This window comes from Streptomyces sp. CNT372, from assembly GCF_000377145.1.
On record NZ_KB897784.1, the window covers coordinates 1 to 25,199 of the forward strand.

Consider the following 25,199-nt stretch of genomic DNA (forward strand, 5'->3'; position numbering starts at 1 on the left):
ATCAGGAGGTCCAGAAGTCCCACCAGCGGGTCAGGATCAGCATGCCGATGATCCCGATGTGCAGCACGGGCAGGACCCAGGTGAACTCCCCGAAGAAGGAACGCACCCCGGCGGGCGCCGGGAGCACCCCGCTGCGCACGTTGTGCGAGGTCACGTACCAGAACATGACGATGGTCCCGGCCCACGCCAGGCAGCACCACAGGCACAGGGCGTTGATCTCGTACAGGGACTGCTGCATCAGCCAGGTGCAGAACCCGACCCCGAAGAGGCAGCCGGCGTTCAGCCCCAGCCAGAACCACTTCCGGTACCGGGCCCCCGCGACCAGGCCCATGCCGATCGCGACGACCATCCCGTAGGTGACCAGCCCCAGCATCGGGTTGGGGAACCCGAACACCGACGCCTGCTCGCTCTTCATGATGTTCCCGCACGAGACCACCGGGTTCAGACTGCACCCCGGGGTGAACCCCGGATCCTCCAGCAGCCTGAACTTGTCCAGCGTGATCACCCACGCCGCCAGCAGACCCGCCGCCCCCGTGACCACCAGCAGCCACCCCAGCGCCCGGCTCGCACCGATCGTCCCCCTGCCGGGGCCGTCCTGGGCGCCGGCGGGCGCGTCGTGGGCAGTCGCAGAGGTCATGTCGCGTTCCCTCGTTTCGCCGGTGGCTGGGGCAGCCGTACTGGAGCAGCCATTCTTGCGGATGCCGCCAGTCTCAGGCGAACTTCGCCCTCAGCTGGGAGACAACGGTCTCCAGGGGCACCGCCTGCTGCTCGCCGGACTCCATGTCCTTGAGCTGCACCACGCCCGCCGCCAGATCGCGCTCGCCGGCGACCAGGGCGTACGGGGCGCCGGAGCGGTTCGCGTTCTTCATGGCGCCCTTGAGGCCCTTGCCGCCGTACGAGAAGTCCGCCGCCACGCCCGCCCGGCGCAGCTCGGTGACCACGCCGAAGAGGACCCGCCGGGCCTCCTCGCCGACCGGCACCGCGTAGACGCTGGTGGCGGACGGGATCTCCAGGGCGATGCCCTCGGCCTCCAGGGCGAGGACCGTGCGGTCCACGCCGAGGGCCCAGCCGACGGACGGCAGCGCGGGGCCGCCGATCATCTCGGAGAGGCCGTCGTAGCGGCCGCCGCCGCCCACCGCCGACTGCGAGCCGAGGCCGTCGTGGACGAACTCGAAGGTGGTGCGCGTGTAGTAGTCGAGCCCGCGGACCAGCTTCACGTCGTCCTCGAAGACCACACCGGCGGTGGTCAGCAGGGCGCGGACCTCCTCGTGGTACGCCTTGCAGGCTTCGCACAGGTAGTCGCGCAGCCTGGGCGCGCCGACGAGCTGCTTCTGCACCTCGGAGCGCTTGTCGTCGAGGACGCGCAGCGGGTTGATCTCGACCCGGCGGCGGGTGTCCTCGTCGAGGTCCAGGTCGCGCAGGAAGCCCTGGAGGGCCTCGCGGTAGACCGGGCGGCACTCGCGGTCGCCCAGGGAGTTGAGCAGGATGCGGAAGTTCCGCAGCCCCAGCGAGCGGTACGCCTGGTCGGCCAGGATGATCAGCTCGGCGTCCAGGGCCGGGTCCTCGGTGCCGATCGCCTCGGCGCCCACCTGGGAGAAGTGGCGGTAGCGGCCGGCCTGCGGCTTCTCGTATCGGTAGTAGGAGCCCGAGTACCAGAGCTTGACCGGCAGGTTGCCGGCCTTGTGCAGGTTGGCCTCCAGGGCCGCCCGCAGCACGGAGGCGGTGCCCTCCGGGCGCAGCGCGAGGCGGTCGCCGCCCTTGGTCTCGAAGGCGTACATCTCCTTGCTGACGATGTCGGTCGACTCCCCGACACCGCGCGCGAACAGCTCCACGTTCTCGAAGCCGGGGGTCTCGATGTAGCCGTAGCCGGAGTTCCGCAGCGGAGTGGCGATGGCGTCACGGACCGCGAGGAAGGTCGCGGAACGCGGCGGGATCAGGTCGTAGGTGCCCTTGGGGGCCTGGAAAGTCGTCACGGGACGTTTCCCTCGTCACATTCCTCGTCGGGGAGCGCCCTGGGTGCTCCCGGGGCCGGCGGCCACCTCGCGCAGATACGGGTTGGTGGTTCGCTCGCGGCCGATGGTCGTCTGGGGGCCGTGGCCGGAGAGGACCACGGTGGAGTCGTCGAGGGGCAGGCACACGCGGGCGAGCGAGCGGAGCATGTCGTCCATGTCGCCGCCCGGCAGGTCCGTACGCCCGATGGAGCCGGCGAACAGCAGGTCGCCCGAGAAGAACACGGACGGCACGTCCGCGGCCTCGGGCATCCGGAAGGTCACCGACCCCTTGGTATGGCCCGGCGCGTGCGCGACGGAGAACTCCATTCCGGCCAGTTCCAGCGCCGTGCCGTCGGACAGCTCATGGACGTCGTCGGGCTCCCCCACGGTCAGCTCGCCCATGAGGGGCATCCCGATGGAGCGGCCGAGGGCCTTCTCCGGGTCGCTCAGCATGTAGCGGTCCTCGGGGTGGATCCACGCCGGGACGTCGTGCGCGCCGCAGACGGGGACGACGGAGGCGACATGGTCGATGTGGCCGTGGGTGAGGACGACGGCGACGGGCTTCAGACGGTGCTTCCTGAGCGTCTCCTCGACTCCCTGGGCGGCCTGGTGGCCCGGGTCGATGATCACGCACTCCTCGCCTGCGGCGGGGGCGACCAGATAGCAGTTGGTCCCCCAGGCCCCGGCGGGGAACCCGGCAATAAGCACGATCGTCCTCAGTTCGGTCGGCACGTCGGCCGCACATCGGTCGCACGCGGGCCGGCACGGGGCGCGGCCGCGTGGAATGCGGCAGATCAGAGCCTACCGGCGCTGCTCATCACACAGCCAACCCGTATACGGTACGGGCAAGCCCGGCGGTCGGCATGACGCGGCGTGCACACCCGGGACCGGCCCAGGCCCCGGCCCGACGGACCCAGCACACACCTCAAGGAGAAGACACCGGTGGTCACCAGCGATCAGCGGCGGCGGCAGCTCGCCCGGGAGAAGTTCGAGCGGCAGCAGAAGCGCCGGGAGGAGGCGCGCCGCAAGGGCAGGCAGCGCAACGCGGTCATCGCCTCGGCGCTCGCCGTGGTCCTCGTCGGCGGCGGCGCGGTGTACGCCCTCGGTTTCGGCGACGACGACGGCAGGAAGAAGGACGACTCGGCGGCCTCCGACCCCACGCCGTCGCCCTCCCCGTCGGAGAGCAAGGCCCCGGGGCCGAAGATGACGATCGACAAGAAGGCGAAGTACTCCTTCGACCTGAAGACCAACGAGGGCGACATCGCGATCGCGATGGACGCGGCGAAGACGCCCCACACGGTGAACTCCTTCAAGTCCCTCGCCGACAAGGGCTACTTCGACGGCACCAAGTGCCACCGCCTCACCACCGCCGGGATCTTCGTCCTCCAGTGCGGCGACCCCAAGGGTGACGGCACGGGCGGCCCCGGCTACACCATCCCGGACGAGAACCTGGACTCCCTCGGGAAGCCGGGCGCCGACGGCGCGGTGACGTACAAGGCGGGCACGGTCGCGATGGCGAACACCGGGCAGCCGGGCAGCGGCGGCAGCCAGTTCTTCCTGGTGTACAAGGACAGCAAGCTGCCGCCCTCGTACACGCCGTTCGGCACGCTGGACGCGGAGAGCCTCACGAACCTGGAGGCCGTGGGCAAGGCCGGTGTCGAGGGCGGCGCGACCGACGGGGCGCCGAAGAAGGCCGTCACCATCGAGAAGGCGTCCGTTCCCAAGGTGTGAGGCCCGCCCCCCGCTCCACGCCCCGGGCAGGGGCGCGGAGCGGTGAATTCGGTCGCGCTGGGTGCGGACAGCCGGGCGGCCGGTCGCCTAGATTGGGCGGTGTGCGGCGCGGCGGACTGAAACGCGCCGCGGGCGGCGGGCGAGGCCCGTCCGGGAAACTGTGGACGATGCCCGGGGACGAACTCCCTCGCGGGCATCAGGTTGAGGAGGCGCTGTGAGCAGCGACCCGTGGGGCCGTGTCGACGAGACGGGCACCGTGTACGTGCGTACTGCCGAGGGCGAGCAGGTCGTCGGTTCGTGGCAGGCCGGCACCCCCGAGGAGGCGCTGGCCTACTTCGAGCGCAAGTACGAGGGCCTGGTGGTCGAGATCGGCCTCCTCGAGCGCCGGGTGAAGACGACCGACCTGTCCGCGAAGGACGCCCAGACCGCGATCGACCATCTGCGCCGGCAGGTGGACGAGCACCACGCCGTCGGGGACCTGGACGCGCTGCGCAAGCGTCTCGACGCCCTGGTGGCGACGGTCGAGAAGCGCCGCGAGGAGCGCAAGGCCCAGCGCGCCAAGCAGAGCGACGAGGCACGCCACGCCAAGGAGGCGCTGGTCGCCGAGGCCGAGGAGCTGGCGCAGAGCGAGCAGTGGCGCGCCGCGGGCGAGCGGCTGCGTGCGCTGGTGGACACCTGGAAGGGGCTGCCGCGTCTCGACCGGAAGTCGGACGACGAGCTGTGGCACCGCTTCTCGCACGCCCGCTCGGCCTTCTCCAAGCGCCGCAAGGCGCACTTCGCCTCGCTGGACGCGCAGCGCGAGGAGGCCCGGCAGACCAAGGAGCGCCTGGTCGCCGAGGCGGAGGCGCTGTCCGGGTCCACGGACTGGGGGCCCACGGCGGCCCGCTACCGGGACCTGATGGCGCAGTGGAAGGCCGCCGGCCGCGCGCAGCGCGAGGCGGAGGACGACCTGTGGAACCGCTTCCGCGGCGCCCAGGACATCTTCTTCGCCGCCCGCAGCGGGGTCTTCGCCGAGCGGGACGCCGAGCAGGCCGAGAACCTCAAGCTCAAGGAGGAGCTCGCCACGGAGGCCGAGAAGCTGGTCCCGGTGACCGACCTGAAGGCGGCGCGGGCCGCGTTCCGGTCGATCAACGAGCGCTGGGAGGCCGTCGGCCACGTACCGCGGGACGCCCGTCCCAAGGTCGAGGGCCGGATGCACGCCGTGGAGCGTGCGATCCAGGAGTCCGAGGAGAAGGAGTGGCGCCGGACGAACCCGGAGGCGCGGGCGCGTGCCGAGGGTCTGACCGGTCAGCTCCAGGCGGCGGTCGACAAGCTCCGCGCTCAGATCGACACGGCCCGCGCGGCGGGCAACAACGCCAAGGCGGACAAGCTGGCCAAGGAGCTGGAGGGCCGCCAGGCCCTGCTGGACCAGGCCCTCAAGGGCCTTCAGGAGTTCGGCGGCTGACGCGCCCGGCGCGCCGGCACCCGGCGAGGGCCCCGCACCGGTCGGTGCGGGGCCCTCGCCGTATGTCCGGGCCGGCGTATGTCCGGGCCGGCGTATGTCCGGGCCGGCGTATGTCCGGGCCTGCCGTGTCTCCGGCCCGGTGTCTCCGGCCCGGTGTCTACGGCCTGCGGGCCGAGGTCACGCGGTACACGTCGTAGACGCCCTCCACGCCCCGGACCGCCTTGAGGACGTGGCCGAGGTGCTTGGGGTCGCCCATCTCGAAGGTGAAGCGCGAGGTGGCCACCCGGTCCCGGGAGGTCTGCACGGCCGCCGAGAGGATGTTGACGTGCTGGTCCGACAGGACCCGGGTGACGTCCGAGAGGAGCCGGGAGCGGTCCAGCGCCTCGACCTGGATGGCGACCAGGAAGACGGAGGACTGGGTGGGCGCCCACTCGACGTCGAGAATGCGTTCGGGCTGCTGCGAGAGGGAGTCCACGTTGACGCAGTCCGCCCGGTGGACCGAGACACCGCTGCCGCGGGTGACGAAGCCGATGATCGGGTCGCCGGGCACCGGGGTGCAGCAGCGGGCCAGCTTCACCCAGACGTCCTCGACGCCCTTGACCACCACACCCGGGTCGGCGCTCTTGCGGCGCTTGGCACGGCTGCGGGACGGCGGGGTGGACTCGGCGATGTCCTCGTTGGCCGCCTCCTCGCCGCCGAGGGCCTGCACCAGCTTCTGGACGACGCCCTGGGCGGCGACATGGCCCTCGCCGATCGCCGCGTAGAGCGAGGAGATGTCCGGGTAGCGCATCTCGTGGGCCAGGGTCACCAGGGAGTCGCCGGTGAGGATCCGCTGGATCGGCAGGTTCTGCTTGCGCATGGCCCGGACGATGGCGTCCTTGCCCTGCTCGATCGCCTCGTCCCGGCGCTCCTTGGAGAACCAGGCGCGGATCTTGTTGCGCGCCCGGGGCGACTTGACGAAGCCGAGCCAGTCCCGGGAGGGTCCGGCGCCCTCGGCCTTGGAGGTGAACACCTCCACCAGGTCGCCGTTGTCGAGGGTCGACTCCAGCGGCACCAGCCGCCCGTTGACCCGCGCCCCTATGGTGCGGTGCCCGACCTCGGTGTGGACCGCGTAGGCGAAGTCCACCGGGGTCGCGCCCGCCGGGAGCGCTATGACATCGCCCTTGGGCGTGAAGACGAAGACCTCGTTGCGGGAGAGGTCGAAGCGCAGGGACTCCAGGAACTCGCCCGGGTCCTCGGTCTCCTTCTGCCAGTCGAGCAACTGCCGCAGCCAGGCCATGTCGTTGACCGTGTCGTGGCCGGCGCTGCCCTTGGCCGCGCGCGGCACGTCGGTGCGCACCTTGGAGGTGCCGGCGACCGTCTCCTGTTTGTACTTCCAGTGCGCGGCGATGCCGTACTCGGCCCGGCGGTGCATGTCGAAGGTGCGGATCTGGAGTTCGACCGGCTTGCCGTTGGGCCCGATGACCGTCGTGTGCAGCGACTGGTACATGTTGAACTTGGGCATCGCGATGTAGTCCTTGAACCGCCCCGGAACCGGGTTCCAGCGGGCGTGGACCGTGCCGAGGGCCGCGTAGCAGTCGCGGACGGTGTCGACGAGGACGCGGATGCCGACCAGGTCGTAGATCTCCGCGAAGTCCCGGCCGCGGACGATCATCTTCTGGTAGACGCTGTAGTAGTGCTTGGGCCGCCCGGTGACGGTCGCCTTGATCCTGGCCGCGCGCAGATCGGACTGGACCTCGTCGGTCACTATGGCGAGGTACTCGTCGCGCTTGGGGGCACGCTCGGCGACGAGGCGGACGATCTCGTCGTACATCTTGGGGTAGAGGATCGCGAACGACAGGTCCTCCAGCTCCCACTTGATGGTGTTCATGCCGAGGCGGTGCGCCAGCGGGGCGTAGATCTCCAGCGTCTCGCGGGCCTTCTTCTCCTGCTTCTCCCGCTTGAGGTACCGCATGGTGCGCATGTTGTGCAGGCGGTCGGCGAGCTTGATGACCAGCACCCGGGGGTCCTTGGCCATCGCGACGACCATCTTGCGCACGGTCTCCGCCTGCGCGGCCTCGCCGAACTTGACCTTGTCCAGCTTGGTGACGCCGTCCACGAGGAGGGCGACCGAGTCGCCGAAGTCACGGCGGAGCTGGTCGAGGCCGTACTCGGTGTCCTCGACGGTGTCGTGCAGCAGCCCGGCCATCAGCGTCGCCGGGTCCATGCCCAGCTCGGCGAGGATGGTGGTGACGGCGAGCGGATGCGTGATGTACGGGTCGCCGCTCTTGCGCTTCTGCCCCCGGTGCCAGCGCTCCGCGACCTGGTACGCCTTCTCGATCTGGCGCAGGGTGGAGGTCTCGATCTTGGGGTCGTTGCCGCGCACGATCCGCAGCAGCGGTTCGAGGACCGGGTTGTACGGCGACGAGCGCTGCACTCCGAGACGGGCGAGACGGGCGCGCACACGGCTGGAGGACCCGACCCCGCGGGAGCCGCTGGGCGGCATGGGCTTGGGCGCGGTCACCGGGACCGGGCTCACCTCGGGTGCCGCGGGCTTCGGCCCGGGCTTCGCGGGCGGGGATGCCGCGGCCCGCTCGGGCTTCTGATCGGCCTGCGCGGCGGCGGGCTGGGCCTCGTCTGGCAAGGGCGCTCCTCGTGCGGTTCCGGGTCCCCCGGTCAGGCCCGGAAAGCCCATGGTATCGATCCGGCCGTCCGGGTGCGTGCCCGGCCGCCGGCCCGGCGCCCGGGCCTCCGCCGCCCGGTCACGGCCGGGGTGGTGTGGCCGGAAATCGCGGGGTCCTGCCGGCGGGAACGCCGGGGCGCCCCGGGGGTCTCCCCCGGGGCGCCCAGGACCGGGGCGGGCGCGCGGTGCGCGCCGGCCGCCGGTGGTGTTCCGGTGTGCCCGGAACCTGCTCGGTGCCGGGTTCAGAGCGTGATCAGAGCGTGATCAGGGCCTCCAGCGGGGCCCCGTCCAGCGCTTCGCCGAGACGGGCCCGGCCGCCGAGGAAGCCGAGCTCCATCAGGACCGCGACGCCCGCGACCTCGGCCCCGGCCCGCCGGATCAGCTGCAGCGAGGCCTCGGCGGTGCCGCCGGTGGCGAGGACGTCGTCGATGACCATGACGCGGTCGCCCGCGTTCAGGTCCTCGGCGTGCACCTCGATCTCGGCGGTGCCGTACTCCAGCTCGTACGCCTGGGCCAGCGTCGCCCCGGGGAGCTTGCCCGCCTTGCGGACGGGGACGAAGCCGATGCCCGCGCGGACGGCCACCGGTGCGGCCAGGATGAAGCCGCGCGCCTCCAGACCGACGATCTTGGTGGCCGAGTGGCGCTCGCAGATGCCGGTGAGGGCCTGGGTGAGCGCCGTGAAGGCCACCGGGTCCGCCAGCAACGGGGTGATGTCCTTGAACATCACGCCCGGCTTCGGGTAGTCGGCCACGTCCCGGATGCGGCTGAGGAGCAGCTCCCGGGTGGCGTCCGCGTTCTCCGTGCCGTGCGCGCTCACCGGCGGCGGCCGCCCGTCGGACCCCGGTTGCGTCCCCGCGGGCCGACGACCGCGCCGGCGGTCGCCGTGCCGTCGTCGGCGGGGTCCTGCCCGTCCACCGCGTCCCCGGAGTCCCGCTCAGCGGTCTCGCCCTTGGCGGCCGAGGCCGCCCGCTTGGCGAGGACGCGCTTCTTCAGGGCCTTCATCTGCGGCTCGCGCTCCTTGAGGTCGGCGACGAGCGGCGTGGCGATGAAGATCGAGGAGTACGCACCGGCGGCGAGACCCACGAAGAGCGACAGCGAGATGTCGTTCAGCATGCCGGCCCCGAGGACACCGCCACCGATGAACAGCAGTCCGGCGACCGGCAGCAGGGCGACGACCGTGGTGTTGATCGAGCGCACCAGGGTGCTGTTGATCGAGCGGTTGGCGATCTCGCTGTAGGTCCAGCGGGTCTGCTTGGTGATGTCCTTCGAGGATTCCTTCAGGGAGTCGAAGACGACCACCGTGTCGTACAGCGAATAGCCCAGGATGGTCAGCAGACCGATCACCGTGCCCGGGGTGACCTCCAGGCCCACCAGGGCGTAGATGCCGACGGTGATGGTGATGTCGTGGATCAGGGCGATCAGGGCCGCGATCGCCATTCTCCACTCGAAGGCGATCGCCAGATAGATCACCACCAGGATCATGAAGACCCCGAGGCCCGTCCACGCCTTGTTGGCGATCTGCTCGCCCCAGCTCGGGCCGACCAGCTCCGCGTTGATCTTCTCGCGGTCGACGCCGAACTCCTCGGCGAGCTGCGTCTGCACCCGGTCGGCCTGCGCGGTGTCCAGCTCGCTGACCTGGATGCGCATACCGCCGGTGCCCAGCTCCTGGACGATGGCCAGGTGGCCGGACGCCTCCTCGGCGACCTCCCGGGCCTGGGAGACCGAGACCTCCGCCTTCGGGGTGGTGAAGACGGCGCCGCCCTTGAACTCGATGCCCATGTTCAGGCCGCGGACCGCGAGGCCCACGATGGCGGTGATGGTGATCAGGATCGAGACGCCGTACCAGAACCTGCGCTTGGCGACGAAGTCGTAGCCGACCTCACCGCGGTACAGCCGGGCGCCGAGATTGCCGAGTCGCGACATCTCACGCCTCCTTCGGGTCGGTGGGGACGGAGACACGGCGGCCGCGGCGCAGCGGCGGCTTGGCACCGAGCCGCGTCGGGTCGAGGCCGGACCACGGGTGGCCGTCCGCGAAGAACTTCCGGCGGGCCAGCAGCGTCATCAGCGGCTTGGTGAAGAAGAACACCACGACGACGTCGAGCAGGGTGGTCAGGCCCAGCGTGAAGGCGAAGCCCTGCACCTTGCCGACGGTGACGATAAAGAGCACCACGGCGGAGAGGAACGACACGAAGTCGGAGACCAGGATGGTGCGCCGGGCGCGCGGCCAGGCCCGCTCCACGGCCGGACGCAGGGTCCGGCCCTCCCGGATCTCGTCCCGGATGCGCTCGAAGTACACGATGAACGAGTCCGCGGTGATACCGATGGCCACGATGGCGCCGCAGACGGCCGGGAGGTTCAGCGCGAAGCCGATGGCCGGGCCGAGGAGTGACATCAGCGTGTACGTCAGGATCGCCGAGACCAGCAGGCTGAGGATGGCGATGAAGGACAGGCCGCGGTAGTAGACGACCAGGTACACGATGACCAGCACGAGGCCGATGGCGCCCGCGATCAGACCGGCCTGGAGCTGCTCGCCGCCGAGGGCCGCGGTCACGGTGGTGACGCTGGACTCCTGGAAGGTGAGCGGCAGGGCGCCGTAGGACAGGATGTTGCCCAGGTCCTGCGCGGACTCCTGGGTGAAGTCACCCGTGATCTCGGCGCTGGCGCTGAGGGTCTGGTTCACCTGCGGGGCCGAGACCACTTCGCTGTCGAGGACGATGGCGAACTGGTTCATCGGGGGCTGCTGCTGCGACAGGCGGCTGGTGATGGTGGAGAACTTCTTGGCGCCCTCGTCGGTGAACTGCATGGTGACCTTCCACAGGCCACGCTGCTGGTCGAGCTCGCCCTTGGCGTCGTCGACGTCCTTGCCGTCCACCTCGGCCGGGCCGAGGATGTACTTCTCCCACTGGTCGGCGCTGTTCTTGCCGCAGGCGACCGTGGTGTCACCCGGCTTGACGCCCTCGCCGAGCTTGCCGCGCGCCTTGTCGTCGGCGCAGTTCAGCTCCGCGAACTTCTTCTCCAGCGCCGCCGGCGCGGGGTCGTCGGACGGCTTGGGCGCGGGGCTCTCGGAGCCGTCGGGGCTCTTCGACGCCTCGGGCTCGCCGGAGCCGGACGGGGAGGGGCTGGCGGCCGGGGCCTTGAGGCCCTCGGTGACCGCGCGGCCCTGGGTGGTGGGCGAGGAGGAGGGCGCGTTCGCCTCGGGCTGGTCGCTCGCCTTGTCGCCGGGCTCTCCGGACGGCTCCCCGGAGGGCTTGCCGGACTCGGGCTTGCCGGACTCCGAGGCGCTCGGGCTCGGGGCGGGCTGGTCGGCCGCGGGTGCGCCGGGCGCCACCGTCAGCACGGGCCGGAAGTACAGCTGGGCGGTGGTGCCGACCTGCTTCCGTGCCTGCTCGCTGTTGGTCCCCTTGGGGATGTTGACGATGATGTTCTCTTCGCCCTGCGTCTGGACCTCGGCCTCGGAGACGCCCAGGCCGTTGACGCGACGCTCGATGATGCCGACCGCGGTGTCCATGTTGGTCGGGTTGATCGCGTTGGGCGCGCCCGGCTGGTTCTTCGCCGTGAGCGTGATGGACGTACCGCCCGCCAGGTCGATGCCCAGACGCGGCGTGGTATGTCCTGACCAGAACATCCCGCCCGCGAGCGCGACCATGGCGATCAGGATCAAGACCAGGGTGCGCCCCGGCCTGCCCTGAGCCCCCGTGGGCTTTCGGCCCCTGTTCGGTGCTGCCACCTTCTCGATTCTCCCTGTCCAACCGCCTGCACCGGGTGTGCGCCGAGGCGGCCACGAAGTGGTGTGGGGACCATCCCCCGAGATGCGTCGGCACGCTCCGGGGACCGCTCGGCGCCGGTCGGCGCCGCCCGCGGTCCCCGGTCGTGGCTACTTCGCGTCGGTCCCGCCGTCGGTGCGGTCGTCCCTGCCGTCGGTCTTCTCGGCGTGGTCGGTCTTCTCGGCCTCGGCGTCCTTCGGCGCGGCGTCGTCCGCGTCCTTCTTGCCGAGGTCGATCCGCTCGGCGTCGCCGGCGCCGCCCGTCAGGGAGGAGGCGTCGTCGGGGACGACGGTGGTCTCGTCGTCGCCGTGGACGATGCGGTTGTACTCCTCGTCCGCGAGGACGGCACCGATGGAGTTCTTCGCGAAGACGAGGTGGACGCCGGGGGCCGCCTCCAGGAGGACCGTGTCGTCGTTGACCTCCTTGACGGTCGCGTAGAGGCCACCGATGGTCCGCACGCCGGTGCCGGGCTGCATCGAGTCGCGCATCTGAGCGGCCTGCTGCTGCTTCTTCTTGGCGGAGCGGGTCATCAGGAACATGGCCCCGATGAGCACGATGAAGGGGAGGAGGGTCAAGATATCCACGGCGGGGAAGTCCTTCGCACGACCGCGCTGACGAACGGCCTGATCTACGGGGGTGGGCACGCCGTCCCTGGAAGGGCGGCATCGGCGGAGTCTAAGCGAGTCCGCATCACTGGAACAACGCCCAGCATCGCACCGTGGTTCCGCACCCGGCGAGTCTCCTCGCCGTCACGCCCCGAACAGACCCTGTTGTCCGCTTGCGCCGGGGGCCTGCTGCGGCGGCACCAGCCCGAGGTGCGCCCACGCCGCCGGGGTGGCCACCCGCCCCCGGGGCGTGCGGGCCAGCAGGCCCTCGCGGACGAGGAAGGGCTCGGCGACCTCCTCCACGGTCTCCCGCTCCTCCCCCACCGCCACCGCGAGCGTGGACAGGCCGACCGGTCCGCCGCCGAAGAGCTTCAGCAGCGCCCGCAGGACGGCCCGGTCCAGGCGGTCCAGGCCCCGGGTGTCGACCTCGTACACCCCGAGGGCCGCGGCGGCGATCTCCCGGGTGATCCGCCCGTCCGCCTTGACCTGCGCGTAGTCGCGGACCCGGCGCAGCAGGCGGTTGGCGATGCGCGGGGTGCCCCGGGAGCGGCCGGCGATCTCGGCGGCGCCCTCGGCGTCGATGCGGACGTCGAGCAGCTGGGCGGAGCGGTGGATCACCCGCTCCAGCTCGGCGGGCTCGTAGAACTCCATGTGCGCGGTGAAGCCGAAACGGTCCCTCAGCGGAGGCGGCAGCAGCCCGGCCCGGGTGGTGGCGCCGACCAGGGTGAACGGGGGCAGCTCCAGCGGGATGGCGGTCGCGCCGGGGCCCTTGCCGACGATCACGTCGACCCGGAAGTCCTCCATCGCCATGTAGAGCATCTCCTCGGCGGGCCGGGACATCCGGTGGATCTCGTCAAGGAAGAGGACCTCGCCCTCCTGGAGGGAGGAGAGGATGGCCGCGAGGTCGCCGGCGTGCTGGATGGCGGGGCCGGAGGTGATCCGGATGGGGGCGCCCATCTCGGCCGCGATGATCATGGACAGGGTGGTCTTGCCGAGGCCCGGGGCGCCGGAGAGCAGCACATGGTCGGCGGTGGCCCCCCGGGCGAGGGCCGCCCTGAGGACGAGGTCGAGCTGCTCGCGGACGCGTTCCTGGCCGACGAACTCCTGGAGGGACTTCGGGCGCAGGGCCGCCTCGACGGCCTGGTCCTCGCCGTCGGCGGCGGGGCCGACGAGGCGGGTCTCGGTGTCGGCGGCGGTCTGGTCGTCCCGGTTCACGGTGTCTGCCTCTGCGGGTGGAGGGGGCGCGGTGCTCTGCGGGTGGAGGGGGCGGGTGGTCGGTAAGGGGGCCCGGTCAGCGAGCCCGGTTGAGGCTCTGGAGGGCCGCCTTCAGCAGCGGGCCGACCGCCGGGTCGGCGCCCGCCGCCTCCGCCTGCGGGGTGACGGCGGCGACGGCCTCGTCCGCCTCCCGGGTCGCGTAACCGAGGCCGAGGAGGGCCGCGTGGAGCTGGTCGCGCCAGGATTGCGAGACGGCGGCGCCGATCGCGGGCCCGGCGGTGCCGAGGGGTTCGCCGAGGCGGTCCTTCAGCTCCAGCAGCAGCTTCTGGGCGCCCTTCTTGCCGATGCCGGGGACGGCGGTGAGGGCCTTCTCGTCCCCCGTGGCGACGGCCAGGCGCAGGGCGTCGGGCCGGTGGACGGCGAGCATCGCCTGGGCGAGCCGGGGGCCGACCCCGCTCGCGGTCTGGAGCAGCTCGAAGACCTGGCGCTCGTCGTCGTCGGCGAAGCCGTAGAGGGTGAGGGAGTCCTCCCGGACGACCAGGGAGGTGGCCAGGCGGGCGTCCTGCCCGATCCGGAGGGCGGAGAGGGTGTCCGGGGTGCACTGGACGGCCATGCCGATCCCGCCGACCTCGATCACCGCGGTGGTGGGGGCGAGGGCGGCGACGGGGCCGCTCACGAAGGCGATCATGCGGTCCGGCCTTTCGGGGAGAGGGTGGCGCGGTGCGCGGCCACGGCCTGCTGGAGGCGGTTCTGGGCGGGGGCGCGCCAGATGTGGCAGATGGCGAGGGCGAGGGCGTCCGCCGCGTCGGCGGGCTTCGGCGGGGCGTCCAGCCGCAGCAGCCGGGTGACCATGGCGCCGACCTGGGCCTTGTCGGCCCGGCCGCTGCCGGTCACGGCCGCCTTGACCTCGCTCGGGGTGTGCAGGGCGACGGGCAGTCCGCGGCGGGCGGCGCAGAGCATGGCGACGGCGGAGGCCTGGGCGGTGCCCATCACCGTGCGCACGTTGTGCTGGCTGAACACCCGCTCCACGACGACGATCTCCGGCCGGTGCTCGTCCAGCCACTGCTCGATGCCCCGCTCGATGCCGACCAGCCGCCGGCCCAGCTCCTCGTCGGACGGGGTGCGGACGACACCGACGCCGCGCATGGTCAGCGGCCGGCCGGCGACCCCCTCGACGACGCCGACGCCGCACCGGGTCAGCCCCGGGTCCACTCCCAGCACACGCACGACGGCCCCCTCCTTCCGCGCGGTCGCGGACCGCTCACCCGCTGTCCGCTCCTCTGTTCGTGCAGGCTATCGGCTCGCACCGACAACGCGCGGACGGGCCGGCGGGGGTGTGTCCCCGCCGGCCCGTCCCACAGCACGGCAGACGCGGCGCCCTGAGGGCGCGTCAGGCGTCGACCTTCTCCATGACCTCGTCGGAGACGTCGAAGTTGGCGAAGACGTTCTGCACGTCGTCGCTGTCCTCCAGCGCGTCGATCAGCTTGAAGATCTTGCGCGCGCCCTCCTCGTCCAGCTCGACCTGCATGGTCGGGACGAAGTTGGCCTCGGCCGAGTCGTAGTCGATGCCGGCCTCCTGGAGGGCGGAGCGGACCGCGACCAGGTCGGTGGCCTCGCTGAGCACCTCGAAGTTCTCGCCGAGGTCGTTGACCTCCTCGGCGCCCGCGTCCAGGACCGCGCCGAGGACGTCGTCCTCGGTCAGCTCGCCCTTGGGGACGACCACGACGCCCTTGCGGTTGAACAGGTAGGACACCGAGCCCGGGTCGGCCATCGAGCCGCCGTTGCGGGTCATGGCGACGCGCACGTCGGAGGCGGCACGGTTGCGGTTGTCCGTGAGGCACTCGATGAGGACCGCGACGCCGTTCGGGCCGTAACCCTCGTACATGATCGTCTCGTAGTCGACGCCGCCGCCCTCGAGACCGCCGCCGCGCTTGACCGCGGAGTCGATGTTCTTGTTCGGGACGGACTGCTTCTTCGCCTTCTGGATGGCGTCGAACAGCGTCGGGTTGCCCTCCGGGTCCGGACCGCCGGTACGCGCCGCGACCTCGATGTTCTTGATGAGCTTCGCGAAGAGCTTGCCGCGCTTGGCGTCGATCACGGCCTTCTTGTGCTTCGTCGTAGCCCATTTAGAGTGGCCGGACATCTGCCTGTCTCCTTCGCGTAACCCTTTACTGAACGAACCCGAGAGATCCTACCGGGATCGGGTCACCCGGCGGCGCGCACCATGTCCGTGAAGAGGCCGTGCATCCGGTGGTCGCCGGTGAGTTCCGGGTGGAACGAGGTGGCGAGCAGCCGACCCTGGCGGACGGCGACGACATGGCCGTCGTGCTCGGCGAGCACCTCGACCTCGGCGCCGGTGGACTCCACCCAGGGGGCGCGGATGAACACGCCCTCGACCGGGCCGACGCCGGTGACCTCGACGCTCGCCTCGAAGGACTCGTTCTGGCGGCCGAAGGCGTTGCGGCGGACGATCATGTCGATTCCGCCGAAGGTCTCCTGGCCGGACCGGGGATCGAGGATCTTGTCGGCGAGCATGATCAGGCCGGCGCAGGTGCCGTAGACGGGCAGGCCGGCGGCGATCCGCTCGCGCAGCGGGCCGGTCATCCCGAAGAGGCCGGCCAGCTTCGACATGGTCGTGGACTCGCCGCCGGGGATCACCAGGCCGTCGACCTCGGCCAGTTCCTCGGGCCGCCGGACCGGCCTGGCCACGGCGTCCGCCGCGGCCAGGGCGATCAGGTGCTCGCGTACGTCGCCCTGGAGGGCGAGGACGCCGATGAGCGGTGAGGTCATCACCAGCCCCGGTTCGCGTAGCGCTCGGCCTCGGGGAGGGTGTCGCAGTTGATGCCGACCATGGCCTCTCCCAGGTTGCGGGAGGCGTCGGCGACGATCTTGGGGTCGTCGAAGAAGGTGGTGGCCTTCACGATGGCGGCGGCGCGCTTGGCCGGGTCGCCGGACTTGAAGATGCCGGAGCCGACGAAGACGCCCTCGGCGCCGAGCTGGCGCATCAGGGCGGCGTCCGCGGGGGTGGCCACACCGCCGGCGGAGAAGAGGACGACGGGGAGCTTGCCCAGCTCGGCGACCTCCTTGACGAGCTCGTAGGGGGCGCGCAGGTCCTTGGCGGCGGCGTACAGCTCGTTGTTGTCGAAGCCGCGCAGGCGGGCGATCTCGTTCTTGATCTGGCGCAGGTGGCGGACGGCCTCGACGACGTTGCCGGTGCCGGCCTCACCCTTGGAGCGGATCATGGCCGCGCCCTCGGCGATCCGGCGCAGGGCCTCGCCCAGGTTGGTGGCGCCGCAGACGAACGGGGTGGTGAAGGCCCACTTGTCGGAGTGGTTGACCTCGTCGGCCGGGGTCAGCACCTCGGACTCGTCGATGTAGTCCACACCGAGGGACTGGAGGACCTGGGCCTCGACGAAGTGGCCGATCCGGGACTTGGCCATGACCGGGATGGAGACGGCCTCGATGATGCCCTCGATCATGTCCGGGTCGGACATCCGGGCCACGCCGCCGTCCTTGCGGATGTCCGCCGGGACCCGCTCCAGCGCCATGACCGCGACGGCGCCCGCGTCCTCGGCGATCTTCGCCTGCTCGGGCGTGACGACGTCCATGATCACGCCGCCCTTGAGCTGCTCGGCCATGCCGCGCTTGACGCGGGAGGTGCCGGTCGCCGGGGCTTCGGTGGACTGCGGGGTGGGGTTGACGGACACGGGGGACCTCATTCGGTGACGACGGTGTGGAGCGTCACCGATGGAACCGGGCGGGACCAGTCCACATCAAGGGCCAATGGTGAGGCGGTGGATCGTTTTTCCGGGCTGTGCAGGTGCGGAGCGGGCGAGGGGGGCGTTGCGGCCGGGTGTCGGGCCGCCGGTGACGGGTTCAGGCCGGGCGGTCGGCGAGGGCGGTGGGGGGCTCGTCGTCCATCTCGAAGGCCAGCGGGAACGGGGCGTGGCCCGCCAGCCGGAACCAGCGCACCGTGCGGTGCCGGCGCAGGGCGCGGGCGGCCCGCACGGCGTCGTTGTGGAAGCGCCTGGCCATGGGGACGCGCCGTACCGCCTGGGCGAGTTCGTCGGCCGCGTCCTCGCCGCCGGGCACCGCGCGCACCGCCTCGACCTGTTCCGTCTCGCCGAAGACCGCGCGCAGCGCGGCGCTCAACTCGCTCTCGGCGACCTCCCGTTGCTCCTCCTCGGCCTGCCGGGCGTCATGGGCGGCCTCGTAGAGGACGATCGACGCGGCGGGGTCGAGGACGCCGGAGGTGGCGAGCTCCTGCGCCACGGAGGCGCGGCGCAGCAGCTGGGCGTCGAGGGCGGCGCGGGCGGCGTCGATCCGGGCGTGCAGACGGTCGAGACGCCCGGCGGTCCAGCTCAGGTACATGCCGACGGCGACCAGGGCGACGACGATCCAGATCAGGGTGCTCACGGGCGGCAACGTTACCTCTCACGGCGGGGCCGGCTCCGGCGCGGGGCCGGGCCCCGGGACCGGCGCTTCCCGTGCGGGGGCCGTACCGGGGCCGTACCGGGGCCGGGTACCCGGTGGCCGGCGCCGCATCCCGTGCGGGACCGGGGCTCCCGTGCGGGGGCCGTACCGGAGGGGCCGACGCCCCATCCCGTGCGGCGGCCGGGCACCGGCCCGGGTCCCGGGCCCCGGCCCTGATTTCGGACCCGGGCCCGGCCCTGGCACGCCCCCCGGGTCAGTCGCGGGCCGCCAGGCCGAAGCGGGCGCGCAGGCCGGTGCGTTCGTCGGCGGCGACGGAGGCCGCGCCGTCCGTGACGGTCTCGTAGACGGCGAGGATGTCCGCGCCGACCGTGGACCAGTCGAAGCGCCGCACGTGCGCGCTCCCCCGGCTGCGCAACTCCTCCCGCCGCGCCGGGTCGCGCAGCAGCCGGACCGCGGCGTCCGCGAGGGCGGCGGCGTCCTCGTTGGCGAACAGCTCGCCCGCCGCGCCCTGGTCCAGGACCTGGGCGAAGGCGTCCAGGTCGGAGGCGAGGACCGGCGCGCCCGCGGACATCGCCTCGACGAGGATGATGCCGAAGCTCTCGCCCCCGGTGTTCGGCGCCACGTACACGTCCACGCTGCGCAGCAGCCGCGCCTTGTCCTCGTCGCTGACCATGCCCAGGAACTCCACCCGGGAGCGCATCTCTGCGGGCAGGGAGGCGACCGCCTCCTCCTCGTCGCCGCGGCCGGCGACCAGCAGCCGTGTGTCCGGGCACTCCGCCAGGATCGCGGGCAGTGCCTTCATCAGGACGGGCAGGCCCTTGCGCGGCTCGTCGATGCGGCCGATGAACCCCAGGGTGTTGCCCTGCCAGGCGCTCTTGGGCTCGGCCTTCTCGAAGAAGCCCACGTCCACGCCGTTGGGGATGACCACCGCGTCACCGCCGAGGTGTTCCACCAGGGTCCGGCGCGCGTACTCGCTGACCGCGATCCGGGCGCTGATCTTCTCCAGGGCCGGCTGGAGGATCGGATAGGCCGCGATCATCGCCCGGGAGCGCGGGTTGGAGGTGTGGAAGGTGGCCACGATCGGCCCCTGCGCCGCCCAGCAGGACAGCAGCCCCAGGGAGGGCGAGGCCGGCTCGTGGATGTGGATGACGTCGAAGGTGCCGTCGTGCAGCCAGCGCCGGACGCGCGCGGCGGAGAGGAAGCCGAAGTTCAGCCGGGCGACCGAGCCGTTGTACGGGACGGGCACGGCGCGGCCCGCGGAGACCACGTACGGCGGCAGCGGGGTGTCGTCGTCGGACGGCGCGAGCACCGAGACCTCGTGGCCCAGCCGGATCAGGTGCTCGGCGAGGTCGCGGATGTGGAACTGGACGCCGCCCGGCACGTCCCACGCGTACGGGCAGACGATGCCGATCTTCACGCGGGGCGCTCCTCCAGGTCTGCCAGCCAGAGCCGTTGCAGCATGTGCCAGTCCTCCGGGTGCTCGGCGATGCCCCCGGCGAACGCGTCCGCGAGGGCCTGTGTCATCCGCGACGTCTTCTCGGCCCGGGTGCCCGACTCCGGGACCTCGATCGCCGGGTGGACACGGCCCCGCATCACAGGTGTCTCGTCGTACCAGAGGGTGACGGGCAGCAGCAGGGCGCCGGTCTGCTGGGCGAGCAGCGCGGGGCCCGCGGGCATCCGGGCGGTGGCGCCGAAGAACTCGACCTCGGTGCCGGAGGCGGACAGGTCCCGGTCGGCGACCAGGCAGACCAGCCCGCCGTCGCGCAGCCGCCGGGCGAGGGTGCCGAACGCGGCCCCGCCGGTGTGCGGCAGCACCTCCATGCCGAGGCTCTCCCGGTAGGCCACGAACCGGTCGTACAGGCTCTCCGGCCGGAGGCGCTCGGCGACGGTGGTGAAGGGGACGCCGAGGGCGCGGGTCACCCAGATCCCGGCGACGTCCCAGTTGGCCAGGTGCGGCAGGGCCAGGATCACGCCCTTGCCCCGGTCCAGGCCCTCGGTGAGGTGGTGGACGTCCTTGGGGTCGAAGCTGCTGCGGGCGCGCTCCTGGTCCCAGGCGGGCAGCCGGAAGGACTCCATCCAGTAGCGCATGTAGGAGCGCATACCCGCCTTGGACAGCTCGGCCAGGCGCTCGGGCGTCGCGTCCGGGACGACCCGGGCGAGGTTGGACTCCAGCCGCAGCACACCCTTGCCGCGCCGCTTCCAGACGGTGTCCGCGATGGTCCGGCCGAGGCGGACGGCGGCCGGCTCGGGGAGCTTCTTCACGGCGCTCCAGCCGAGGCCGTAGAGGGAGTCGGTGAGACGGTCGCGGATCACGAGGCATCGGCTCCGTTCCGGGGCGCCGCGGCGGTGCCGTCCTGCGCGGCCGCCGCCTCCGCCTCGGCGGACTCGCGCCGCACGGTCACCACCCGCTGGGCCAGGGTCACCAGGCTGCCGACGGCGACGATCCACAGCGCGATCGGCAGCAGCACGTCGATGCCGGGGACGCCGAAGCCGTGCAGCCCGGCCAGACCTGCCGCGACCAGGGAGATCACCAGGCGCTCGGCCCGCTCGACGAGACCGTTCACGGCCACGGGCAGGCCGATCGACTCGCCGCGCGCCTTGGTGTACGAGACCACCTGGCCGCTCGCCAGACAGAAGATCGCCACCGCGCACATCATGTTGTTGTCGCCCGTGCCCGCGTACCAGAGCGCGAACCCGCCGAAGATCGCGCCGTCGGCGACCCGGTCCAGGGTGGAGTCCAGGAAGGCGCCCCAGCGGCTGGAGGTCCCCGCCTGGCGGGCCATGTTCCCGTCGACCAGGTCCGAGAAGACGAACAGCGTGATGACGATCGTGCCCCAGAAGAACTCGCCACGGGGGAAGAAGACCAGCGCACCCGCCATCACGCCGGCGGTGCCGACGAGGGTCACCGCGTCGGGGCTGACTCCCCGGCGGAGCAGGAACGCGGCGAACGGTGTGAGGACACGCGTGAAGAAGGCACGCGCGTACTTGTTCAGCATGGTCTTCCCGAGGTCCGGTGTCCCGCGTGGCCCCAACGGCCACCGGGTGGCCCATCGTAGTCACGCCCCGCGGGCCGCAGTGGCGGGACCCGGGCGCCGCATCCGCCCCGCCCGGCACAAGGGCGCCGCATCCGCCCCGCCCGGCACAGGGGCGCGGGGCCCAGGGGCGCCGGGCCGTCCGCCGTATGGACGCGCCGCGGGGACGGTGGAAAGCTCGAAGGACCACCACCGCGGGCGCCCGACCGGAGCCCCGGACCCCGCGCCCGCGGCTCCCTCCACCTCTCCGTGCACCGGATCGGGAGGCACGATCATGGGCGACACCTCACGCGGACACCCCGGAGCCGCCGGCAGAGCGGTAACGGCCGACCACCCCGCAGCGGTACGGAATGTGGTGCTGGTCGGCCACAGCGGATCGGGCAAGACCACCCTCGTCGAGGCCCTGGCCCTCACCGCGGGAGCGGTGACCCGGGCCGGCCGGGTCGAGGACGGCGGCACCCTCTCCGACCACGACGAGATCGAACACCGCCGCCGGCGTTCCGTACAGCTCTCCCTCGTCCCCCTCGCCTGGGGCGACTGCAAGATCAACCTCTTGGACACGCCCGGATACGCCGACTTCGTCGGTGAACTCAGGGCCGGTCTGCGCGCGGCGGACGCGGCCCTCTTCGTCGTCTCCGCCGCGCAGGAGGCGGACGCGGTCGCCGCGGCGACCCGCGCCGTGTGGGACGAGTGCGCCGCCGTCGGTATGCCGCGCGCGATCGTGGTCACCCACCTGGACACCGCCCGCACCGGCTTCGACGAACTCACCGCCGTCTGCGCCCGGATCTTCGGCGGCGACGACCCGGACGCGGTCCTGCCCCTCTGCCTCCCCCAGTACGGAGCGGAGCACGCCGACGGCCACCGTCCCGTCACCGGCCTGGTCGGGCTGCTGACCCGGAAGATCTTCGACTACACCACGGGCGAGCGCCGGGAGGACCCGCCCGACGAGGCCCAGTCCGCCCTGATCCGGGACGCCCGCGACCGGCTCATCGAGGGGATCATCGCGGAGAGCGAGGACGAGACCCTGATGGACCGCTACCTCGGCGGCGAGGAGATCGACCTCGGGACCCTCGTCGGCGACCTGGAGAAGGCGGTCGCCCGCGGCACCTTCCACCCCGTCCTCGCCGCCGCGCCCGCCGCCGACGGCGCCGGCCAGGGCCTGGGCACCGTCGAACTCCTCGACCTGATCACCCGCGGGTTCCCCACTCCGCTGGAACGCCCCTGCCCCGAGGTCACCGCACCCGACGGCAGCCCGCGCCCCGCGCTCACCTGCGACCCCGGCGGGCCGCTCGCCGCCGAGGTCGTGAAGACCGCCTCCGACCCCTATGTCGGCCGGATCTCCCTGGTCCGCGTCTTCTCCGGCACCCTGCGCCCCGACGAGACCGTGCACGTCTCCGGCCACGGCCTCACCGACCGGGGCCACGAGGACCACGACGTCGACGAACGCGTCGGCGCGCTGACCTCCCCCTTCGGCAAGCAGCAGCGCCCGCTGCCGCACGCCGTCGCGGGCGACCTCGCCTGCGTGGCCAAGCTCTCCCGTGCCGAGACCGGCGACACCCTGTCCGCCAAGGACGACCCGCTGCTCATGGAGCCGTGGACCATGCCCGACCCGCTGCTCCCCCTGGCGATCGAGGCACACAGCAAGACCGACGAGGACCGGCTCTCCCAGGGTCTGGCCCGGCTGGCCGCCGAGGACCCGACCCTGCGCGTCGAACAGAACCCCGACACCCACCAGGTCGTCCTGTGGTGCATGGGCGAAGCCCACGCCGAGGTCGTCCTGGAGCGCCTCGGCGGCCGCTACGGGGTCCGGGTCGACGTGGTGCCGCACCGGGTCGGGCTGCGCGAGACCTTCGGCACGGGCGCGGCCGGCCGGGGCCGGCATGTGAAGCAGTCCGGCGGGCACGGCCAGTACGCGATCTGCGAACTCGACGTGGAACCCCTGCCCACCGGCTCCGGCCTCGAATTCGTCGACAAGGTCGTCGGCGGGGCGGTGCCGCGGCAGTTCATCGCCTCCGTCGAGAAGGGCGTCCGCGCCCAGGCGGCCCGGGGCGTCTCCGCCGGCTGCCCCCTGGTCGACGTCCGGGTCACCCTGCGCGACGGCAAGGCCCACTCCGTCGACTCCTCGGACGCCGCCTTCCAGACCGCCGGCGCGCTCGCCCTGCGGGAGGCCGCGGCCGGGGCCCGGATCGAACTGCTGGAGCCGGTCGCCGAGGTGCGCGTCCTGGTCCCCGACGACTACGTGGGCGCGGTGATGAGTGACCTCTCGGGCCGCCGCGGCCGGGTCGTCGGCACCGAACAGACGGGCGACGCGGGCACCTTGGTACGGGCCGAGGTACCGGAACTGGAGATCGGCAGGTACGCCGTCGACCTGCGCTCCCTCTCCCACGGAACGGGCCGCTTCAGCCGCTCCTACGCCCGCCACGAACCCATGCCGCCGCAGGTCGCGGACCGGATGCGCGCGGAGGCGGGCACGGGCGCACGCTGAGCCCGCCGTGCCCCGCCGGCGCACCCGTCCGGTGGGGCACGGCGCGAAGTGCCCTGCCGCAGGCCCCCCTCCCCCGATACCCTGAGGTGCCCAGCTCACCAGGTGTGCGGGGCGCGGCAGTCGGGAACAGGCCGCAGTGCACGGGTATGCGGCGATGGGGGCGGCAGTGGCAGACGGATTCGATTTCACACCCGGGGCACAGGTCCCGCTCATGGGGTCGGCCGGACAGACCGCGGCGACCCATGCCCTCGCCTCGGCCGCCTACCGGGACAGCCCGGTGGACGAGATCCTCAAGGCCAACAGCGAGTGGCACAAGTCCGAGGTGAAGAAGGGCAAGTTCTCCCTCTTCGAGCCCAACCTCGGCGAGGCCTTCTCCCGCGCCGTGCAGGTGCGGATGCTGGGCGGGGCACGCGGCTCGCTGATCCAGTCCTTCGGCTCCGACCCGCAGAGCGTGGTCGAGCACTGCCTGGCCGCCACCCGCATCCGCCGCGAGCGGGACGGCCGGCTGACCGCCGTCATGGCCCTGTGCGGACTCCTCTTCCTGCCCGGCCTGCTGCTCTGGATCGGCGTGTTCCAGCTGCGGCGCACCCTCGCCGGCGGCCAGAACAAGCGGGCCGGCGCCGTCGGCACCGCCCTGCTGGTGGGCCTGGGCGCGCTCGCGGTGATCATGCTCTGGCGGCTGCCGTTCTCCGGCTTCTGGGGCTACTACCTGCGGGGCATGATCGTCGCGCCTGTGATCGGCTGGGTGCTGGCGAAGCGGATCTGCGAGGCGAGCGCCAAGGACCTGCGGGAACGCTGGGAGAGCCTGCTCTCCGGCGGCGGCGTCGGCGCCAAGGTGCCCGACGCGGTCCCCGGCAACCCGGACGACGCGGCCCGCGAGCAGCTCCGCCAGGGCCTGCAGAAGCTCACCGCCGAACAGCACTCCAACGTGGTCTTCTACGCGGGCCCCAAGGGGATACTCGGCATGGGCACCCGCTGGGGGAGCTGGCAGATGGCCGAGGAACTGGTCTCCGCCGACCCCGCCAAGGAGATCAACCAGTTCCGGAGCTGGGACGTCATCCGTGCCATCCACGACAAGCTCAAGCTCCTGGAGCGCGGCCCGCTGAACTCGGGCGGCTTCCCGCCGCCCTCGGTCAAGCACTGGATCGTCTCCCCCGTCGGCGAGAACGCGGCCGCCGTCACCCGCCCGGACGGCCAGGACGTGGAGGCGTTCCAGGTCCGCGGCCACGAGATACAGCGGATCTGCAACCACCAGCAGTTCGGCGGCGGCGACCGGCACTATCTGGGCGTGCAGTTCACCCTCTGGGACGGCCAGTTGGTGATCACCATGCTGATCACGGTGACCGTCCTCCACGAGACCCTGCGCGTCGAGGTCACCGGCCACGCGCTGGGCCCCGTCCACTCCCTCTTCACCACCAAGCCCGCGCCGAAGACGGTCACGGTGAGCAAGACGGTCCGCTTCTGGGAGACCACGGAGCGGTCCCTGCCGCTGGTGGACACCCCCGAGGTGGTCCGCCTCGCGGTGCGGGCCCCGTTCACCTGGTACCCGCCGCTGCTGGACTTCCTCGGCGGCAAGCTGGTGCTCCCGGAGCCCTTCGGACTGCGGCACGCCTGGGCGGAGAAGCCGTGGCGCCACCGCTTCATGGCGGACGACGCGCTGCGGGCGGCCACCCCCGTACTGCGGGTGGCCCACGCGGCCGCCCTGAAGGTCCTCCAGGAGAACGGCGTGGACACCTCGCGCTTCGACAGCCGCTCCCTGACGGTCAGCGGCGCGGTGCAGGAAGCGTCCCCGGGCAAGGCGGACGTGTACGACGCGTGACCTTCATGGTGCGGTGG

At 72.2% G+C, this 25,199-nt stretch carries 22 protein-coding genes; 4 read left to right on the forward strand and 18 right to left on the reverse strand.

Annotated features, from left to right (window positions below; translation table 11 throughout):
- Position 1: 1 nt before the first annotated feature.
- From C593_RS0118880 to C593_RS0118890, 3 genes are all read right to left on the reverse strand, one after another.
- Complete coding sequence (locus C593_RS0118880) at positions 2 to 637, reverse strand: vitamin K epoxide reductase family protein (protein WP_018848871.1); 636 nt, start codon at positions 635 to 637, stop codon at positions 2 to 4.
- Positions 638 to 710: 73 nt separating this feature from the next.
- Positions 711 to 1,973, reverse strand: a complete 1,263-nt coding sequence (gene hisS / locus C593_RS0118885; protein WP_018848872.1) for a histidine--tRNA ligase — start codon at positions 1,971 to 1,973, stop codon at positions 711 to 713.
- Between the two features lie 15 nt (positions 1,974 to 1,988).
- Positions 1,989 to 2,699: an MBL fold metallo-hydrolase gene (locus C593_RS0118890; RefSeq protein WP_026277831.1), complete on the reverse strand. Its 711-nt coding sequence runs from the start codon at positions 2,697 to 2,699 to the stop codon at positions 1,989 to 1,991.
- A 234-nt stretch (positions 2,700 to 2,933) separates the two neighbouring features.
- Between C593_RS0118890 and C593_RS0118895 the strand changes: the two genes are divergently transcribed.
- The gene (locus C593_RS0118895; RefSeq protein ID WP_018848874.1) at positions 2,934 to 3,722 is read left to right on the forward strand and encodes a peptidylprolyl isomerase; all 789 of its coding nucleotides are present in this window, start codon (positions 2,934 to 2,936) and stop codon (positions 3,720 to 3,722) included.
- Positions 3,723 to 3,936: 214 nt separating this feature from the next.
- Positions 3,937 to 5,166: a DUF349 domain-containing protein gene (locus C593_RS0118900; protein ID WP_018848875.1), complete on the forward strand. Its 1,230-nt coding sequence runs from the start codon at positions 3,937 to 3,939 to the stop codon at positions 5,164 to 5,166.
- 157 nt (positions 5,167 to 5,323) lie between these two features.
- Here the strand turns inward: C593_RS0118900 and relA are convergent, their stop codons facing one another.
- The 15 genes from relA to pgsA all read right to left on the reverse strand — a co-directional run bounded on the left by relA (position 5,324) and on the right by pgsA (position 20,842).
- Complete coding sequence (gene relA, locus C593_RS0118905; protein ID WP_486591157.1) at positions 5,324 to 7,651, reverse strand: GTP pyrophosphokinase; 2,328 nt, start codon at positions 7,649 to 7,651, stop codon at positions 5,324 to 5,326.
- A 430-nt stretch (positions 7,652 to 8,081) separates the two neighbouring features.
- Positions 8,082 to 8,645, reverse strand: coding sequence for an adenine phosphoribosyltransferase (locus C593_RS0118910; protein ID WP_018848878.1), 564 nt, complete (start codon positions 8,643 to 8,645; stop codon positions 8,082 to 8,084).
- Positions 8,642 to 9,751 carry a protein translocase subunit SecF gene (gene secF / locus C593_RS0118915; RefSeq protein WP_018848879.1) on the reverse strand — a complete coding sequence of 370 codons (1,110 nt, stop codon included), beginning with the start codon at positions 9,749 to 9,751 and terminating at the stop codon, positions 8,642 to 8,644. The genes C593_RS0118910 and secF overlap by 4 nt, the downstream gene beginning before the upstream one ends.
- A gap of 1 nt (position 9,752) precedes the next feature.
- Positions 9,753 to 11,555, reverse strand: a complete 1,803-nt coding sequence (secD, locus tag C593_RS0118920; protein WP_199790061.1) for a protein translocase subunit SecD — start codon at positions 11,553 to 11,555, stop codon at positions 9,753 to 9,755.
- Between the two features lie 147 nt (positions 11,556 to 11,702).
- Positions 11,703 to 12,176 carry a preprotein translocase subunit YajC gene (gene yajC / locus C593_RS0118925; protein WP_026277834.1) on the reverse strand — a complete coding sequence of 158 codons (474 nt, stop codon included), beginning with the start codon at positions 12,174 to 12,176 and terminating at the stop codon, positions 11,703 to 11,705.
- Positions 12,177 to 12,341: 165 nt separating this feature from the next.
- Positions 12,342 to 13,412 carry a Holliday junction branch migration DNA helicase RuvB gene (gene ruvB, locus C593_RS0118930; protein WP_018848882.1) on the reverse strand — a complete coding sequence of 357 codons (1,071 nt, stop codon included), beginning with the start codon at positions 13,410 to 13,412 and terminating at the stop codon, positions 12,342 to 12,344.
- Between the two features lie 76 nt (positions 13,413 to 13,488).
- Entirely contained in the window at positions 13,489 to 14,100 is a 612-nt protein-coding gene (gene ruvA / locus C593_RS0118935) for a Holliday junction branch migration protein RuvA (RefSeq protein ID WP_018848883.1), read from the reverse strand.
- Positions 14,097 to 14,639: a crossover junction endodeoxyribonuclease RuvC gene (gene ruvC, locus C593_RS0118940; RefSeq protein WP_018848884.1), complete on the reverse strand. Its 543-nt coding sequence runs from the start codon at positions 14,637 to 14,639 to the stop codon at positions 14,097 to 14,099. The genes ruvA and ruvC overlap by 4 nt, the downstream gene beginning before the upstream one ends.
- 163 nt (positions 14,640 to 14,802) lie before the next feature.
- A complete protein-coding gene (locus tag C593_RS0118945; RefSeq protein ID WP_026277835.1) occupies positions 14,803 to 15,555 on the reverse strand; it encodes a YebC/PmpR family DNA-binding transcriptional regulator in 753 nt (250 codons plus the stop codon).
- A 62-nt stretch (positions 15,556 to 15,617) separates the two neighbouring features.
- Complete coding sequence (pdxT, locus tag C593_RS0118950) at positions 15,618 to 16,202, reverse strand: pyridoxal 5'-phosphate synthase glutaminase subunit PdxT (RefSeq protein ID WP_018848886.1); 585 nt, start codon at positions 16,200 to 16,202, stop codon at positions 15,618 to 15,620.
- A complete protein-coding gene (gene pdxS / locus C593_RS0118955) occupies positions 16,202 to 17,050 on the reverse strand; it encodes a pyridoxal 5'-phosphate synthase lyase subunit PdxS (RefSeq protein ID WP_486591158.1) in 849 nt (282 codons plus the stop codon). The genes pdxT and pdxS overlap by 1 nt, the downstream gene beginning before the upstream one ends.
- Before the next feature lie 238 nt (positions 17,051 to 17,288).
- Complete coding sequence (locus tag C593_RS0118960) at positions 17,289 to 17,783, reverse strand: hypothetical protein (protein WP_051093731.1); 495 nt, start codon at positions 17,781 to 17,783, stop codon at positions 17,289 to 17,291.
- Between the two features lie 316 nt (positions 17,784 to 18,099).
- Positions 18,100 to 19,263: a glycosyltransferase family 4 protein gene (locus C593_RS0118965; protein WP_018848889.1), complete on the reverse strand. Its 1,164-nt coding sequence runs from the start codon at positions 19,261 to 19,263 to the stop codon at positions 18,100 to 18,102.
- Positions 19,260 to 20,159, reverse strand: a complete 900-nt coding sequence (locus tag C593_RS0118970) for a phosphatidylinositol mannoside acyltransferase (RefSeq protein WP_018848890.1) — start codon at positions 20,157 to 20,159, stop codon at positions 19,260 to 19,262. Before C593_RS0118970 ends, C593_RS0118965 begins: the two co-directional genes overlap by 4 nt.
- A complete protein-coding gene (gene pgsA / locus C593_RS0118975) occupies positions 20,156 to 20,842 on the reverse strand; it encodes a phosphatidylinositol phosphate synthase (RefSeq protein WP_018848891.1) in 687 nt (228 codons plus the stop codon). The genes C593_RS0118970 and pgsA overlap by 4 nt, the downstream gene beginning before the upstream one ends.
- A gap of 310 nt (positions 20,843 to 21,152) precedes the next feature.
- Here pgsA and C593_RS0118980 point away from each other — a divergent pair, with 310 nt between their 5' ends.
- Positions 21,153 to 23,363, forward strand: a complete 2,211-nt coding sequence (locus C593_RS0118980; protein ID WP_026277838.1) for an elongation factor G-like protein EF-G2 — start codon at positions 21,153 to 21,155, stop codon at positions 23,361 to 23,363.
- Positions 23,364 to 23,517: 154 nt separating this feature from the next.
- Positions 23,518 to 25,182, forward strand: coding sequence for a hypothetical protein (locus C593_RS0118985; RefSeq protein ID WP_037746359.1), 1,665 nt, complete (start codon positions 23,518 to 23,520; stop codon positions 25,180 to 25,182).
- The last annotated feature ends 17 nt before the right edge of the window (positions 25,183 to 25,199 follow it).

What these genes read in the sequence shown, in the direction of transcription:
- C593_RS0118880 (WP_018848871.1), bottom strand. Translation starts at nt 637, where the DNA reads ATGACCTCTGCGACTGCCCACGACGCGCCCGCCGGCGCCCAGGACGGC.
- relA (WP_486591157.1), bottom strand. Translation starts at nt 7,651, where the DNA reads ATGCCGCCCAGCGGCTCCCGCGGGGTCGGGTCCTCCAGCCGTGTGCGC.
- secF (WP_018848879.1), bottom strand. Translation starts at nt 9,751, where the DNA reads ATGTCGCGACTCGGCAATCTCGGCGCCCGGCTGTACCGCGGTGAGGTC.
- ruvA (WP_018848883.1), bottom strand. Translation starts at nt 14,100, where the DNA reads ATGATCGCCTTCGTGAGCGGCCCCGTCGCCGCCCTCGCCCCCACCACC.
- C593_RS0118945 (WP_026277835.1), bottom strand. Translation starts at nt 15,555, where the DNA reads ATGTCCGGCCACTCTAAATGGGCTACGACGAAGCACAAGAAGGCCGTG.
- pdxT (WP_018848886.1), bottom strand. Translation starts at nt 16,202, where the DNA reads ATGACCTCACCGCTCATCGGCGTCCTCGCCCTCCAGGGCGACGTACGC.
- pdxS (WP_486591158.1), bottom strand. Translation starts at nt 17,050, where the DNA reads ATGGCCGAGCAGCTCAAGGGCGGCGTGATCATGGACGTCGTCACGCCC.
- C593_RS0118960 (WP_051093731.1), bottom strand. Translation starts at nt 17,783, where the DNA reads ATGTACCTGAGCTGGACCGCCGGGCGTCTCGACCGTCTGCACGCCCGG.
- pgsA (WP_018848891.1), bottom strand. Translation starts at nt 20,842, where the DNA reads ATGCTGAACAAGTACGCGCGTGCCTTCTTCACGCGTGTCCTCACACCG.
- C593_RS0118980 (WP_026277838.1), top strand. Translation starts at nt 21,153, where the DNA reads ATGGGCGACACCTCACGCGGACACCCCGGAGCCGCCGGCAGAGCGGTA.
- C593_RS0118985 (WP_037746359.1), top strand. Translation starts at nt 23,518, where the DNA reads ATGGGGGCGGCAGTGGCAGACGGATTCGATTTCACACCCGGGGCACAG.